General features: G+C 60.9%; 12 protein-coding genes. 4 read left to right on the top strand and 8 right to left on the bottom strand.

Going from position 1 to position 12,751, the window contains the following annotated elements:
• Nucleotides 1-6 precede the first annotated feature (6 nt).
• The 4 genes from ACRWA7_RS20665 (at nt 7) to ACRWA7_RS20650 (ending at nt 4,372) form a co-directional block, all read left to right on the top strand.
• Entirely contained in the window at nt 7-1,035 is a 1,029-nt protein-coding gene (locus tag ACRWA7_RS20665) for an adenosine deaminase (protein ID WP_438395797.1), read from the top strand.
• A 14-nt stretch (nt 1,036-1,049) separates the two neighbouring features.
• Entirely contained in the window at nt 1,050-2,411 is a 1,362-nt protein-coding gene (locus ACRWA7_RS20660) for an NCS2 family permease (RefSeq protein WP_060817200.1), read from the top strand.
• Nucleotides 2,412-2,437: 26 nt separating this feature from the next.
• A complete protein-coding gene (gene guaD / locus ACRWA7_RS20655) occupies nt 2,438-3,781 on the top strand; it encodes a guanine deaminase (protein ID WP_438395795.1) in 1,344 nt (447 codons plus the stop codon).
• 138 nt (nt 3,782-3,919) lie between these two features.
• The gene (locus ACRWA7_RS20650) at nt 3,920-4,372 is read left to right on the top strand and encodes a hypothetical protein (protein ID WP_060817114.1); all 453 of its coding nucleotides are present in this window, start codon (nt 3,920-3,922) and stop codon (nt 4,370-4,372) included.
• A gap of 70 nt (nt 4,373-4,442) precedes the next feature.
• Here the strand turns inward: ACRWA7_RS20650 and ACRWA7_RS20645 are convergent, their stop codons facing one another.
• From ACRWA7_RS20645 to ACRWA7_RS20610, 8 genes are all read right to left on the bottom strand, one after another.
• Nucleotides 4,443-5,507: a 2-aminoethylphosphonate aminotransferase gene (locus ACRWA7_RS20645; RefSeq protein WP_438395793.1), complete on the bottom strand. Its 1,065-nt coding sequence runs from the start codon at nt 5,505-5,507 to the stop codon at nt 4,443-4,445.
• A gap of 5 nt (nt 5,508-5,512) precedes the next feature.
• Nucleotides 5,513-6,688 (bottom strand): phosphonopyruvate decarboxylase, encoded by a 1,176-nt coding sequence (gene aepY, locus ACRWA7_RS20640; RefSeq protein WP_438395792.1) that lies wholly within the window; start codon nt 6,686-6,688, stop codon nt 5,513-5,515.
• Entirely contained in the window at nt 6,685-8,391 is a 1,707-nt protein-coding gene (aepX, locus tag ACRWA7_RS20635; RefSeq protein ID WP_438395791.1) for a phosphoenolpyruvate mutase, read from the bottom strand. The genes aepY and aepX overlap by 4 nt, the downstream gene beginning before the upstream one ends.
• A complete protein-coding gene (locus ACRWA7_RS20630; RefSeq protein WP_438395789.1) occupies nt 8,388-9,155 on the bottom strand; it encodes an NTP transferase domain-containing protein in 768 nt (255 codons plus the stop codon). The genes aepX and ACRWA7_RS20630 overlap by 4 nt, the downstream gene beginning before the upstream one ends.
• A 21-nt stretch (nt 9,156-9,176) precedes the next feature.
• On the bottom strand, nt 9,177-10,184 hold the full coding sequence (locus ACRWA7_RS20625; protein ID WP_438395787.1) for a flippase-like domain-containing protein: 1,008 nt from the start codon (nt 10,182-10,184) through the stop codon (nt 9,177-9,179).
• Nucleotides 10,181-10,999, bottom strand: coding sequence for a HalD/BesD family halogenase (locus ACRWA7_RS20620; RefSeq protein ID WP_438395786.1), 819 nt, complete (start codon nt 10,997-10,999; stop codon nt 10,181-10,183). Before ACRWA7_RS20620 ends, ACRWA7_RS20625 begins: the two co-directional genes overlap by 4 nt.
• The gene (locus ACRWA7_RS20615) at nt 10,996-11,694 is read right to left on the bottom strand and encodes a CDP-alcohol phosphatidyltransferase family protein (RefSeq protein ID WP_060817121.1); all 699 of its coding nucleotides are present in this window, start codon (nt 11,692-11,694) and stop codon (nt 10,996-10,998) included. The genes ACRWA7_RS20620 and ACRWA7_RS20615 overlap by 4 nt, the downstream gene beginning before the upstream one ends.
• Nucleotides 11,695-11,905: 211 nt before the next feature.
• Nucleotides 11,906-12,640 carry a DUF4136 domain-containing protein gene (locus tag ACRWA7_RS20610; RefSeq protein ID WP_438395783.1) on the bottom strand — a complete coding sequence of 245 codons (735 nt, stop codon included), beginning with the start codon at nt 12,638-12,640 and terminating at the stop codon, nt 11,906-11,908.
• Nucleotides 12,641-12,751: the final 111 nt, after the last annotated feature.

Here is a 12,751-nt window from a genome sequence, read left to right as displayed (position 1 = left end):
AACAACATGAATCCCACTCTTGCCGACAAGATCGCCCGCGCGCCCAAGGCCGAACTTCACATCCACATTGAAGGTTCGCTCGAACCCGAACTGATTTTCGAACTGGCGAAGCGCAACGGCGTGACGCTTGCGTACGATTCCATTGAAGCGCTGCGCGCGGCCTACGCGTTCACCGACCTGCAATCATTCCTCGACATCTATTACGCGGGCGCAAGCGTGCTGTTGCACGAGCGCGATTTCCACGACATGACCATGGCGTACGTGGAACGCGCGCTCGCAGACCATGTCACGCACACCGAAATTTTCTTCGATCCGCAGACGCACACCGAGCGCGGCGTTTCGATTGCGACGGCGGTTGGGGGTATAGAAAGCGCGCTGGCCGAGGGCGAAAAACGCGGCTTGACGAGCAAGCTGATTCTCTGTTTCCTGCGCCATCTGCCGGAAGACGATGCGCTCAGGACGTTCGATGAAGCGTTGCCTTTGTTCGATCAATACAAGCATCGGCTGATTGGCGTTGGACTGGATTCGTCGGAACGCGGTCATCCGCCGTCGAAGTTCGAGCGCGTGTTTGCGAAGGCGCGCGATAAAGGTCTGAAGCTCGTGGCGCACGCGGGCGAAGAAGGACCGCCGGCGTATGTTTATGAAGCGCTTGATCTGCTGAAGGTGGATCGCGTCGATCACGGCGTGCGCAGCATGGAAGATCCGGCGCTGGTCGCCCGTCTCGCCGATGCCCGCATTGCGTTGACGGTCTGTCCGCTGTCGAACCTGAAGCTTCGTGTGTTCGACGACATGACCAAACACACGCTCAAGGCGCTGCTCGACCAGGGCGTCGCGGTCATGATCAACTCGGACGATCCGGCGTATTTCGGCGGCTACGTGAACGCCAACTACTTCGCGATCCAGGAGGCGTTGAATCTCACCGATCCCGAGGTCTACACGCTGCTTAAAAACAGCCTGGAAGCGTCGTTCGTGACGGACGCAGAACGCGACGCGATGGTCGCCAGGCTCGATGCTTATTGGCACGCAGCGGCCTGACGCGCGGGAACATCATGGCATCGATCACAAACGACACCACCACGCTCGAGCGTTTCTTCGGCATCCGCGCGGCAGGTTCGCGCACGAAGACCGAAATTGTCGCTGGCATCACGACCTTTCTCACGGCGATGTACATCATCGTCGTCAATCCCGGAATCCTGTCGCAAGCCGGCGTTCCCTTTCCTGCCGCGCTGACGGCGACCGTGATCGTCAGTTTCCTCGGCAGTTGCGCAATGGGCCTGTACGCGCGCAATCCCGTGCTGGTCGCGCCGGGCATGGGCATGAACGCGCTCTTTACATTCGTCATGGTCCACGGCGGCAAGATGCCGTGGCAAACCGCGCTTGGCTGCGTATTCTGGGCCGGCGTGATCTTCGCGGTCCTCGCGTTGTTCAACGCGCGAAAGCTCGTCGTCGATGCAATTCCGGCGAACCTGCGCCACGCCGTATCGTGCGGCATCGGCCTTTTTATCAGCCTGATCGGCCTGGTCAACGCGAAGTTCGTGGTTGGCGATCCGGTCACGATCGTGCATTCGGCATCGCTCAATCCGGTGGTCATCACGTTCCTGATCGGCCTTGCCGTGACCACGATCCTGGTGGCGCGCAAGGTGACGGGCGCGCTGATGCTCGGCATCATTTTCACGACTGTGATCGCGATTCCCATCGGCCGCTTCTGGGGCGACGGCACCGCTTACTGGCCCGCCGCCATCGCCACGAAAACCCTCGTGAACTGGAACGGGCTGTTTTCCGCGCCGGACTTCTCCGCGCTCGGTCAACTCGATATTTTCGGCTCGCTGAAGGTGATCTACTGGCCGTTCATCTTCGTGATGCTGTTCACGTCGTTCTTCGACGCGCTCTCGACCTTCATGGCAATTTCGGAAGCCGGCAAGCTCTACGATAAAGACGGCAACCCGCGCAATATCCGCGAGTCGATGATGGTCGATTCGTTCTCTGCCCTTATTTCCGCGCCGCTCGGCACGAGTCCGGCGAACGCCTACATTGAATCGGCAGCGGGGATTTCGGCGGGCGGCCGTACCGGGCTCGTGGCGGTCGTCGCGGGATTGTGTTTCCTGCCTTTCCTGTTCCTCTCGCCGCTGCTTTCGCTCGTGCCCGCAATCGCGACGGCGCCAGCGCTCGTGCTCGTTGGCGTGTTCATGATGGAGTCGATCACGAAGATCGAATGGGGCCGTTTCGACGAAGCCATTCCCGCTTTCCTCGCCATGATCCTGATCCCGCTGACCTACTCGATCACGGACGGCATTGCGTACGGTTTTCTCGCGTTTGTCGTGATCAAGTTCTTCACGGGCCGCAGAAAAGAAATCAAGCCGGCGATGTGGATTGTCGCCGCGCTCTCGCTGCTGCTTTTGACACAGCTATAACAAGCTTTACTGGAGACGTTTCAACCATGCTTTCGCCCAGCCGCCAAACCGCCTACCGCGCGCAGCTTCTCACGTTCCGCGGCGACCCCGCTTTCTCCGACAGCAACGCCGTGCATGAAACCGACGGCCTGTTGCTGGTGGAAGATGGCCGCGTGGTGGCGGCGGGCGCGTATGCGGCGCTGCGCTCGCGCATGGCGTCGGATGCAATCGTCAGGGAGCTTCGCGACAAGTTGATCGTGCCAGGTTTTATCGATTCGCACATTCACTATCCGCAGACCGACATGATCGCGTCGCCCGCGCCGGGTCTGCTGCCATGGTTGAACACGTACACGTTTCCGACCGAGCGCAAGTTTGAAGATCCGGCTTACGCGCGCGAGACGGCGGGATTTTTTATCGACGAACTGCTGGCTTGCGGCACCACGAGTGCGCTCGTGTATTGCACGGTCCACAAGCAGTCTGCCGATGCGTTTTTTAGCGAAAGCGAATCGCGCAACCTGCGCATGATTGCGGGCAAGGTGCTGATGGACCGCAATTGCCCTGAATACTTGCGTGACACCGCGCAGTCCGGTTACGACGACAGCGCCGAACTCATCGCGCGGTGGCATGGCCGTGGCCGCCAGGAATACGCGCTGACGCCACGCTTCGCGCCGACTTCTACCGAGGCGCAACTCGAAGCCTGCTCGGTACTCGCCGGAAAGCACCGCGACATTTATATCCAAAGCCACGTTGCCGAAAACACCGACGAGATCAAGTGGGTCGAAAGCCTGTTCCCGGGGCATCGCAGTTATCTTGACATCTACGATCACTACGATCTGCTGCGCCCGCGCGCGGTCTACGGCCATTGCATTCATCTCGACGATACCGACCGCGAGCGCATGGCCGAAACCGGCGCGGTGGCCTCGCATTGCCCGACATCGAATCTGTTTCTTGGCAGCGGCCTGTTCGACATCGAACAAGCGGCTCGATCGAACATGCCGGTGGCGCTCGCAACCGACGTAGGCGGCGGCACGTCTTTCTCGATGCTGCAAACCATGGGTGAGGCGCACAAGATTGCGCGGCTCGCGGGTCATCATCTGACGGCGGCGCGCATGTTCTGGCTGGCGACGACCGGTGCGGCCCAGGTGCTGGATATGGCAGACAAGGTCGGCACATTGAAGCCTGGCAGCGAAGCGGATTTCGTGGTGCTGGATCCGGCCAGCACGCCGCTTCTCGCACGCCGCACCGCGCGCGCTGAATCGCTGGAAGAACTATTGTTCGCGTTCGCCATGCTCGGCGATGACCGCGCTGTGTTCGAAACGTATTCGGCGGGACGATGCGTGCATCGAAGGGCTGCGCGGCGTGGGGTCGCCGAGGAACGGGCTGCGGCGTAATTAAACTAAGCCAACGCGCCCCAAAAAAACACAAGCTGGATCGGACAAAATTACAGATTGAGCGCGTTTCCCTGCTTCCCGGTAAAGTTTAGCCTTTGGTATCGCCCGAGCGCTTGTTCACCGGTCGTGAAACTACTCATGAAGCCACGCGTTAAACACCTTGGCCACGCCGTCCGGATCGGCTTGGCCGTTCTGATTGCCGTCACGTCCGCGCACGCCTCCGCTTATGCGCTGGATTCCCTGCTTGATTGCAAAGCGGACGCGCATGCGTTCATCGCGCCGCTGCAGCAGGATCACGTGATCGAAGCCACGCCCATGCGCGTGGAAGCCAACTCCATCAATGCGTTCAAGCCCACGCGCGGCAGCCATCTCACTGCCTTCGATTTCGGCGTGTTCGCCGTCGTCGGGTTCCAGAAGGACGACGCCATCTTCAAGACGGGAAGCGGCGCGCCGATCGCCGAATCGGCGTATGGCGCGGTGGTTATTGGCGGGGAAGATTCAGTGAGAGAGAAGGTCCGCGCCGCCGGAAGCGATGCGATCATCCATCACGTGGCGCCGTTCATCACGGCGATTTTCTGTAACCGGGATTGATGGCATAAGTAATACAAAAGGCCGCGGCAACCTGAAAGGTGTCGCGGCCTTTTGCGTTCAAACAAAACCTTCAGGCTTGACGCACGATCTTCGCAATCGATGCAATCAGCCGGTCGATATCGGCTGGACCCAAAGCCCCCATTGTCGAGATACGGAATAGTTCGTTCGACAAACCGCCCTGCCCCGCGTAGATCACAAAACCCTCGGTCTTCAACGCGTCGTGCAGAACCGGATATGTCACGCCCTTTGGCAGCCGGTACGCACGCAACACCACCGAGGATTCCTCCGCCGGCAACGCACCTTCAACTCCCAACGCGGCCAATCCCGAACGCGCTTGCTCGGCGAGCGCCGCATAGCGCGCGTGACGCGCCTCCAGACCACCTTCGTCCTCGAACTCGCGCAGCGCTTCCACCAGCGCGTAATACGCGTGCACGGACGGCGTAAACGGCGTGTTGCGCTCGTCCTGCAATTTGGCGAGGCGCGTAATGCCAAGGTAATACGTGCGGCTCGCCGCGTGCTTCAGCGCTTCGCGCTTCGCGATCACGAACGCTGCGCCAGGCACGCCGTGAAGGCACTTGTTCGCCGTCGCGGCAACGGCCGTGATGCCGCCGCCATCGAAGTCGATACGCTCGGCGCCGAAGCTGCTCACGCCATCGAGCAACAAGCCGATACCGCGCGCCTTGCACGCCGCGCTCAACTCATCGATCTTGTTCAGACGGCCCGTCGTGGTCTCGTGATGAATGATGGCGACGTTCGTTACGCCATCCAGCTTGGCAATGATCGCGTCGGTATCCGGCGCTTCCATCCACGCATACTTCACGACTTCATGATCGATCCCGTACTGGGAGGCAATCTGCGCGATCCGTTCCCCATACACGCCGTTTTCGACAATCAACAAGCGCCCGCCCTGGCGGACCATGCCAGCGATCATGCACTCCACGGCGGCGGTGCCCGAACCCGTCATCAATACGGCCGTCCAGACCTTTGGATCGAGCGAGTAAGCGGCAAGCAAACGCGAACGCGCTTCGTCCTGCAGATCGAAAAATTCCGGCTCGCGATGACACAAGTCGGTTTGCAACAGGCTTTTGCGCACGCGTTCAGTCAACGTGACGGGGCCGGGATTGAGCAGCAGCATGATGTCTAGCGTCCGATATGTTTTTGCAAACGCGCGCGCACGTCTTCCGGCGTGATCGACGGACGTGGCAAGTCGCCAGGCGTGCCTGTGTTGATCGACAGTCGCGCAAAACGAACACCGTCGATATCTTTTGCTTCGAACAACTGATCGATAACCGAAAGATCGTCGCCATCGAGAGCCAGCGCGTACCCGCACGCCGACGCAATGCGCGCGAATTCCACGCCGCGCGATACGGTCGCCTGACCGCCGGTGGACTCATGCGCGCCGTTGTCGAGCAGCACGTGCACGAGGTTCGACGGGCCGTATGCGCCAAGCGTGGCGAACACGCCCATGCGCATGAGCGCGGCGCCATCGCCATCGAGCGCGATCACGTTCAGGTCAGGCCGCGAGAGCGCAAGACCAAGCGCCATGGGCGTCACGCATCCCATCGATCCGACCAGATACAACTGGTTCTCGCGGTCATCGATGGCGTAGAGTTCGCGCCCGCAAAATCCCGTCGATGCCAGCACGACAGTCGAATCTTTCGGCGTATGCGCGATCACGCGCTGAAGTGCGTCATGACGTGAAGAAAGTTCGCCGTTCCTGAATTGCGCCTTGACCTCGGCGCGCTCGTTCAAAGCACGCCGGCGCACACCGCTCAAGCCCTTCTTTTCAAGCTTGTACGGCGCCACGCTGCCCTTTTGCATCACCAGCGCGTACGGACGGCCAGTGCTGTCCATATGCGCGGTCGCGCGGTCGAGCGCGGGACCGATTGCGTCGGCTTCAGTGGGGAACAGTTCCCAAGGAATTTCCATGGTTTCCAGCATGGCCGGCGTCACGGGACCCATCAGCGCGTGCTGGGGTTCATCGGCGACACCGGGCTGGCCGCGCCACGTGACAATCAGCAATTGCGGCAGCCTGAATGTCCACGTCAGCGAGGTCAGCGGGCTCACCGCGTTACCGAGCCCGGAGTTCTGCATCATCGAAACGCCGCGCCGCGCACGGTGCACACCCGATGCGCCCAGCGCCACGCCCGCGATCAGCGCAACGGCGTCGCCTTCATTCGCCGCCGACACATAATTCAGCGATTCGTCCTGCAGCACGTAATTGATGAACGGCGTCAGGTACGAGCACGGCACGCCCGCATACCAGTCGAAACCGCGCTCGCGCGCGGCTTCGACAAATTGTGCAGCTTCGATCACGCGCCAGCCTCCGCGCCCGCCGATCCATTCGAACCGTACGGCGCTTGTCCGTGCGCGAAATCGCCAGCTTGACGCAGTTCGTCGAGATCGTTCACGCCGCGCCAGTGGCCGTGCACGTATTGCACTTCAATACGCTCGCCCGCCGCGACCAGCGCGTTCAGCAGCGCGGCCATGTCGAGCCTGGCGAAGTCATCGCGCTGTTGCAGTTGTTCGAGTGTGGCGACCAGCCGCTCACGGCCCGCGCCGCGAACGTTGAGCAAGCCCATCCAGCGGCCTTGCGGCGTTTTCGATTCCACGTTGGCCGGACCTGCCGAACTCGTGACGCTTTCGAGCCAGACTTTCTGGCCGAACAGCGCGCGGTCATCGGCGGTCGAACAATACGCAAAGTCTGTTGAGGCAACGCCTACCTGCGGCGTCTGCGACGAATCCACGACCACGCAGAAATCACTGTCGGACTCGACCAGATCGCGAAGAATGTAGCTGCGGAACAAGAGGTCGCCGTAGGAAATCACGGTGTCCGCGGTGAACGACTTCGCCGCGCACGCGAGCGACGCCAGTTCGCCCGTCTGTTCGTGCTTCTCGTTGACGACCAGACGAATGCCCGACGTATCGATGGCGTCAGCGCGATAACCGCCCACCACGGTAATGTCGTTGATACCTTCTTTCTTGAACGCTTCGACCAGGCGGCGCAGCAATGGCTTGCCCGCGATTGGGAGCATGACCTTGGGTTTGTCGGCGGTGACGGCTTCGAGGCCCGCGCCCCGGCTTGCCGCCAGCACAACCGCGTTGCGCGATGCACTCGCCGAAGACAGATACACGCTTTCAGCCGTCGAATATTCTTCGGCGTCCTGCAAACGGAAAATCTCGTTCACGCTCGCCACGCGGTCTTCCACGTTCACAAGCGTCTCGCTGCTGTGAATTTCCTTGGCGATTGCCTGCATAGTCGACGCCGCGCCGCGCAGCAAATGGTTCGCCCAGATCACGGTGCTGATGCCGGCCTGGCGGAACACATCAGTTGGCGTGCTGTAGTACTTCGTCGGCACGATCACGAGCGGCCCGCGGCCTGCCCATTCGCGCGCGAACGTGAGAATCTCGTCGGCCTTCGACAGCTTGCTGTGAATCAGGATGGCGTCGGCGCCAGCCTGCCGGTAAGCCTCGGCGCGCTTCAGCGCCTCTTCCATGCCCCAGCCGGCGATCAGCGCTTCCACACGCGCAACGATGGAAAAATTCGGATCGCTTTGCGAATCCTTGCCGGCCTTGATCTTGCCGCAGAATTCGTCCATCTCGGCAAGCGGCTGACGCTCGCCGTTGAGGAACGAGTTCGTCTTCGGAAACTGCTTGTCCTCAATACACACGCCCGCAATACCGCGCTGCTCCAGCTTCTTCACGAGCCGGCGAACATTGTTGAAGTTGCCGTAACCCGTGTCGCCGTCGAGCAGAATCGGCAGGTCGCTGGCGTCGGCCATGAACTCGAGCGTGTCGACCACTTGCGTCCAGCTTGCTTCGTTGTTGTCGCGCACGCCGAATTGCGCGGAAATCGTCAGGCCCGAGCCCCAGATCGCCTTGAAACCGGCTTCCTTGACAATGCGCGCGGACAAGCCGTTGTGCGCTTCCATCAAGAATTCAAGCTGATTGCTCTGCAGCATTTCGCGCAAACGAAGCGTGCGTGAATAGCCGACGGGTAATTGATACGGTGCGTTCATCGTAGTGCTCCAGCAAGCTGACGCAGTTGCGGCAAGACTTCGTCGGCCGCGCGTTTAACGTCGTTTTGAAAATCGATTTCGATCCATGGCGCGCCTGTCACGTCGGCGACGTCGAATACCTGGCTGCGCTCCAGCAGCAAATCGCGTACGGCTTCCTCGTGCGGCAAGTTGGCGCGGCCCGTCGCGACATATCCCGCGACGATTTCGGCCAGACGGCGTGCAGCGGTTTCGTCGAAACGGAAAAAACCCACCGACTCGCCGATCACGTCGAACTGCAGATCGGCCAGCACCTGCTTGCGCAATTCCACCGGTACGCCATTCGCCACGCAAAGCTTCACGGGTTCGTCGCCGGCTTCGAAATCGCGGTCGATCAACAGGCGGTTCACCGGCCCCACGCCCGCCACCAGCGGTTCGAGAATGCGCTCGTCATACAGTACGTCGGCGTCCATCAGCAGCACGTCGCCGCCGCGCGTCAGCGCTTCGGCGGCCGTGTGCACGGACAACACGCTGCCAAGCGAAAACTCATTGTTGACGACGACTTCGGTACGCGGCTTCCAGTCGATCGCGGCCAGTTCTTCTTCCACGACTTCGTGCTTGAAACCGAGCACGAAAACGATCTCATCCACGCCCGCCGACTTCAGCAGTTGCAGATGACGTTCAAGCAGCGACGATTCGCCAAAACGCAGCAGGCACTTCGGCTTTTGCTGCCCTTCCGGCTGAACGAGACGTAATCCCATCCCGGCGGCAAGGATGATTGCGCGCATGATGATCCTATGGACAAGGCTTTATTCGATATCCGGCACGCGCGCGAGACGACGGCGCTGCCAGCCCTTTTCAGCGAAATGCAGATAAACGATGCCCGGCAAACCCAGCAGCAATTCGCGCGCGCGCTTGGCGAGCGAAAGTGCGAGCGCGGTTTCGGGCGGCAGGCCGATCAGGCGCGCGAGCAGCAGATAACCGCCCTCCTGCACGCCAAGCGAACCGGGCACGGCGAAGGCCGCACCGCGAATGGCCTGTCCGAGACTTTCAAGCATGAGGGCTTCGGCCCAGCCAACCGGCGAGCCAAGCAAATGCAGCGCAAGCCACACTTCGCCCGTGCCCACTATCCAGCCAAGCAGGCTCAGCGCGAAACTCGCGGCAACCGGTCCAGGCTTCTTGTAGAGCTCGAGCACGGCGCCATCGACGGCCTGCGCGCGCGACACCAGCGACGACCAGTCGCGTTTCTTCGAAAACCGCGCGGCGAACTGGGAGGCAAAGCGCGTTGCGCGGCCAAATAAACCGGCGCGCTGCGCAAAGAAGAATCCGACCACCATCAACGAACACACCACGATCACGATCAACACCGGCAGCACCATGCCCACGCCCGACGCATAACTGCTCAGCAACGCGAGGCCGATCATTGCGAAGATCATTTGTCCGACAGACTGCATGGTCGTGCTGACGGTGATGACGGCGGCGGCGTCGCGAGCACGCATGCCGCGCTGCGAAAGATACCGCACCATCAACATGGGGCCGCCGATCTGACCGGCCGGCATCAGGCTGTTGACCGACTCGCCGGTCCAGCGCGCGAGCAGTGCGTCGCGGAACGTGACATCGCGTTGATTGCGGGCGAACAGCGTTTCGATCGCGAGCGCATCGATCACCACGGGCAGCAGATGAAACATCGCCACCGCGAGCAGGCCCCAGCCTGCTGCAGCGAGCGCCGTCGCAACGGAACCGAAACCCTGCCAGCCCAGCAGCGCGATGAACAACACCACGCCGAGCGACAGAAGGACAGTTCCAGCGCGGCTCATGCGGCGCCGTTCTTCCCGCCTTTGCGGCGGAACACCTGGCCGAAACCAAAATACGCGATCGAATCCTTCATGTTCGATACGAACCGTTGCCACGGCCGCATATTCGGATTCGTGACGTATTCGAAAGTGAGCGACACGCGGAATTCGTTCGCGCGAGCAGGCGTGATGCGATGGCGCAGCTTGTCGCCATCGAAGAAAACAAGGCCGCCGGGCGGAATCTGCACGGAACCCGGCTGATCCGCAATCTCGGGCGTGCGCGTGTGCAGTTCGTATTCGAGGCGGCACGACGAATCGTCCATCACGCCGAGCAGCAGCGTGTAACGGCGCCCGTCGTAATATGACGTGTCGTAATGCCAGCCGATGTGATCCCCTGCCTTCGTATAAAAGTACAACGCGTAGGCGTGCGGATCGTCGGCGGGAGATTCCTGGAGCGTGTCGCCGCTGATTTTTTCCAGCCAGCGAATCAGGGCCGGCGACCGATACAACTCGGCAATAAACGGCGCCAGTTCATCGATGGCATGGCGGCTGACGCTGCCACCCTGCTTGTGGCCCGGCAAATAGTTGCGGTTGATGGCTGGCGTGACCGCATGCACCGCCTCGACCAACTTTTCCGTGAACTCGCGCGGCAGAAAGTCTTCCAGATAAAGGAATGCGCCCTGGTCATCGAAGGCCTGATGACGCCTGGCCGTTTGTGGCTCGGGGGACGTGCGCTGGAGATGCGCGGCGAGGATCTCGTCGACAGCCTGCTTGCGTTCGCGCCCGGCAGCGTTGCCGCCGAACGGGTGCGCCGATGCCGGATTGACAGTTGAATTCATTGAACAGCCTGCAAGTCTTGGCCGTCGGCGTCTTTGCTGGAGGTCGTGCTTCGTGCAACGCGGCGCACCACGCGCTGATAATCCACCACGACCCACACGGCAAACAGCGGCGCGCCGATGGACGCCGCGACAAGGAACGGCGTCATGCCGTTGAACAAAGTCACAAAAGGCAGCAGATACAGCACGTCTTCGGTTTCGAATCCCGCCACTGACGCCTGCTTCGTGCCGTTCTTACCCGCCATGGATTCAATCCGCATGCGCAGGAAAAAGATCAGTGCAACTGCAACGCCCGCCACACCACCGAGCCACTGCGCCGGGACGATCATGGAAGGATGATGTACGCCCACGTAGAAGCCAAGGCCTACGAAAAGCGCCACCGTCACAACGGAATCACACGCGAGATCGTAAAAATGACCGATCTTGCTGGATTGGCCGCTGATACGCGCCAGTTCGCCATCAGTATGGTCGACAAAATTTGACACGGCGATCAGCAAAGCGCCAAGGCTGCATGTCCAGAAACTGCCTACCGATAAATAATAAGCGCCCACCATGCCGATCAGAAGGCGCAGTGTCGTCAAATGGTTCGGAGTAATCGGTGTACCGACGAGCGGCGTAACCAGGCGCCGGGCGAGCCGCGCGTCCCAGGTTGCTGGCTCAGGAGCGGCACGAAGCGTAGCGTTGCGGGGATTGTTCATCCTCGAAATATATCTCGTTTCGAATTTAATTGCATATAAGGGGCTGCCGGATTTGGTGCGCACGCCATCCATGTCTGGCCACGGTGCAACGCTGGTTTTTAGCGGGAGTTTGGATGTTTCGAGACGTGCAACTAAACGATGGCACGGGCGTCCCGCCCATGCCATGTCGGTATTTTTTTCTTTCGTTAAGCCAAGAAGGCTTTTACTGAGGCTATTGCACCGGCACTGGCACGCCCGCAGGAGCGCTTGCCGGACGGCTTTGAGTACCCGCCGCCACCGCCGTCTCATTGCTGGCGCCGCCGTTCTTATCCAGCGGAATCTTTACCGTGCGTACCGTGCCGTTGCCCAGAGGGAAGTCCGCCAGCGCGCTGCGGATCAGATACGGCATTGCCCGGAGCAGCGACGATTCGCCGCCCGAATTACTCGCGCTCACCTTGTACACCTCGCGCCCGCTGGCCCGGTCGGTCATCCGGATCTGCAGCGCGTGGACAAACACCGGGTAGCTTTGATCCACATATCCCGCGGGCCCCATGTCCCAGCCACCCCACGCTTCATAGCCGCCCCAGCCGTAAGGCCTTCCGTACCAGCCGCCGTACATGGGCCACGGATCGTAATAGACCGGCTGCCGGACGGTGATCATGTCGCCGCGAATAGAATACGAAAGTTCCACCCTGTAGTTTGCATCCGCGTCCGGTACCTGCCGGAACGAATGCGTGGCGAGTTCATTGGCAACCAGCGCTTCATACGTTTTTTGTTCGATGCTGTTTTGCTGCTCCGTCGAACGCGCGAAGGCGTAAGTCCGGGTCGCGTCGGTTCCGGACCAGTCCGAAAATGCGGCGACCTGCGTGTGAACGTAGGTGGTGCACCCGCTCAACAGCGCGAAACCCGCGATCAGCGCCAGGCGCGCCGCCCCCTTCCATTCCCCGCACAACCGTCCGAACGTCATGGCAGACCTCATTCCTTCTGTTGATTTTTCGCAAGTCCCGTCATTGCAGATGCTCGTTTGCACAGCATGGATATTGCCCTGTTCCCCTTGTTAAGAGACCGTAATGCCCTG

The sequence above is a fragment of the Caballeronia sp. DA-9 genome (assembly GCF_051615025.1).
Classification (GTDB): Bacteria; Pseudomonadota; Gammaproteobacteria; order Burkholderiales; family Burkholderiaceae; genus Caballeronia; species Caballeronia sordidicola.
Note: the sequence above shows the minus strand (reverse complement) of the source record. Positions and strands in the feature narration are given on the sequence as shown.

Excerpts from the sequence above, each read along its gene's own strand:
- ACRWA7_RS20665 (WP_438395797.1), top strand. The coding sequence starts at position 7 with ATGAATCCCACTCTTGCCGACAAGATCGCCCGCGCGCCCAAGGCCGAA.
- ACRWA7_RS20660 (WP_060817200.1), top strand. The coding sequence starts at position 1,050 with ATGGCATCGATCACAAACGACACCACCACGCTCGAGCGTTTCTTCGGC.
- guaD (WP_438395795.1), top strand. The coding sequence starts at position 2,438 with ATGCTTTCGCCCAGCCGCCAAACCGCCTACCGCGCGCAGCTTCTCACG.
- ACRWA7_RS20650 (WP_060817114.1), top strand. The coding sequence starts at position 3,920 with ATGAAGCCACGCGTTAAACACCTTGGCCACGCCGTCCGGATCGGCTTG.
- ACRWA7_RS20645 (WP_438395793.1), bottom strand. The coding sequence starts at position 5,507 with ATGCTGCTGCTCAATCCCGGCCCCGTCACGTTGACTGAACGCGTGCGC.
- aepX (WP_438395791.1), bottom strand. The coding sequence starts at position 8,391 with ATGAACGCACCGTATCAATTACCCGTCGGCTATTCACGCACGCTTCGT.
- ACRWA7_RS20630 (WP_438395789.1), bottom strand. The coding sequence starts at position 9,155 with ATGCGCGCAATCATCCTTGCCGCCGGGATGGGATTACGTCTCGTTCAG.
- ACRWA7_RS20625 (WP_438395787.1), bottom strand. The coding sequence starts at position 10,184 with ATGAGCCGCGCTGGAACTGTCCTTCTGTCGCTCGGCGTGGTGTTGTTC.
- ACRWA7_RS20620 (WP_438395786.1), bottom strand. The coding sequence starts at position 10,999 with ATGAATTCAACTGTCAATCCGGCATCGGCGCACCCGTTCGGCGGCAAC.
- ACRWA7_RS20615 (WP_060817121.1), bottom strand. The coding sequence starts at position 11,694 with ATGAACAATCCCCGCAACGCTACGCTTCGTGCCGCTCCTGAGCCAGCA.
- ACRWA7_RS20610 (WP_438395783.1), bottom strand. The coding sequence starts at position 12,640 with ATGACGTTCGGACGGTTGTGCGGGGAATGGAAGGGGGCGGCGCGCCTG.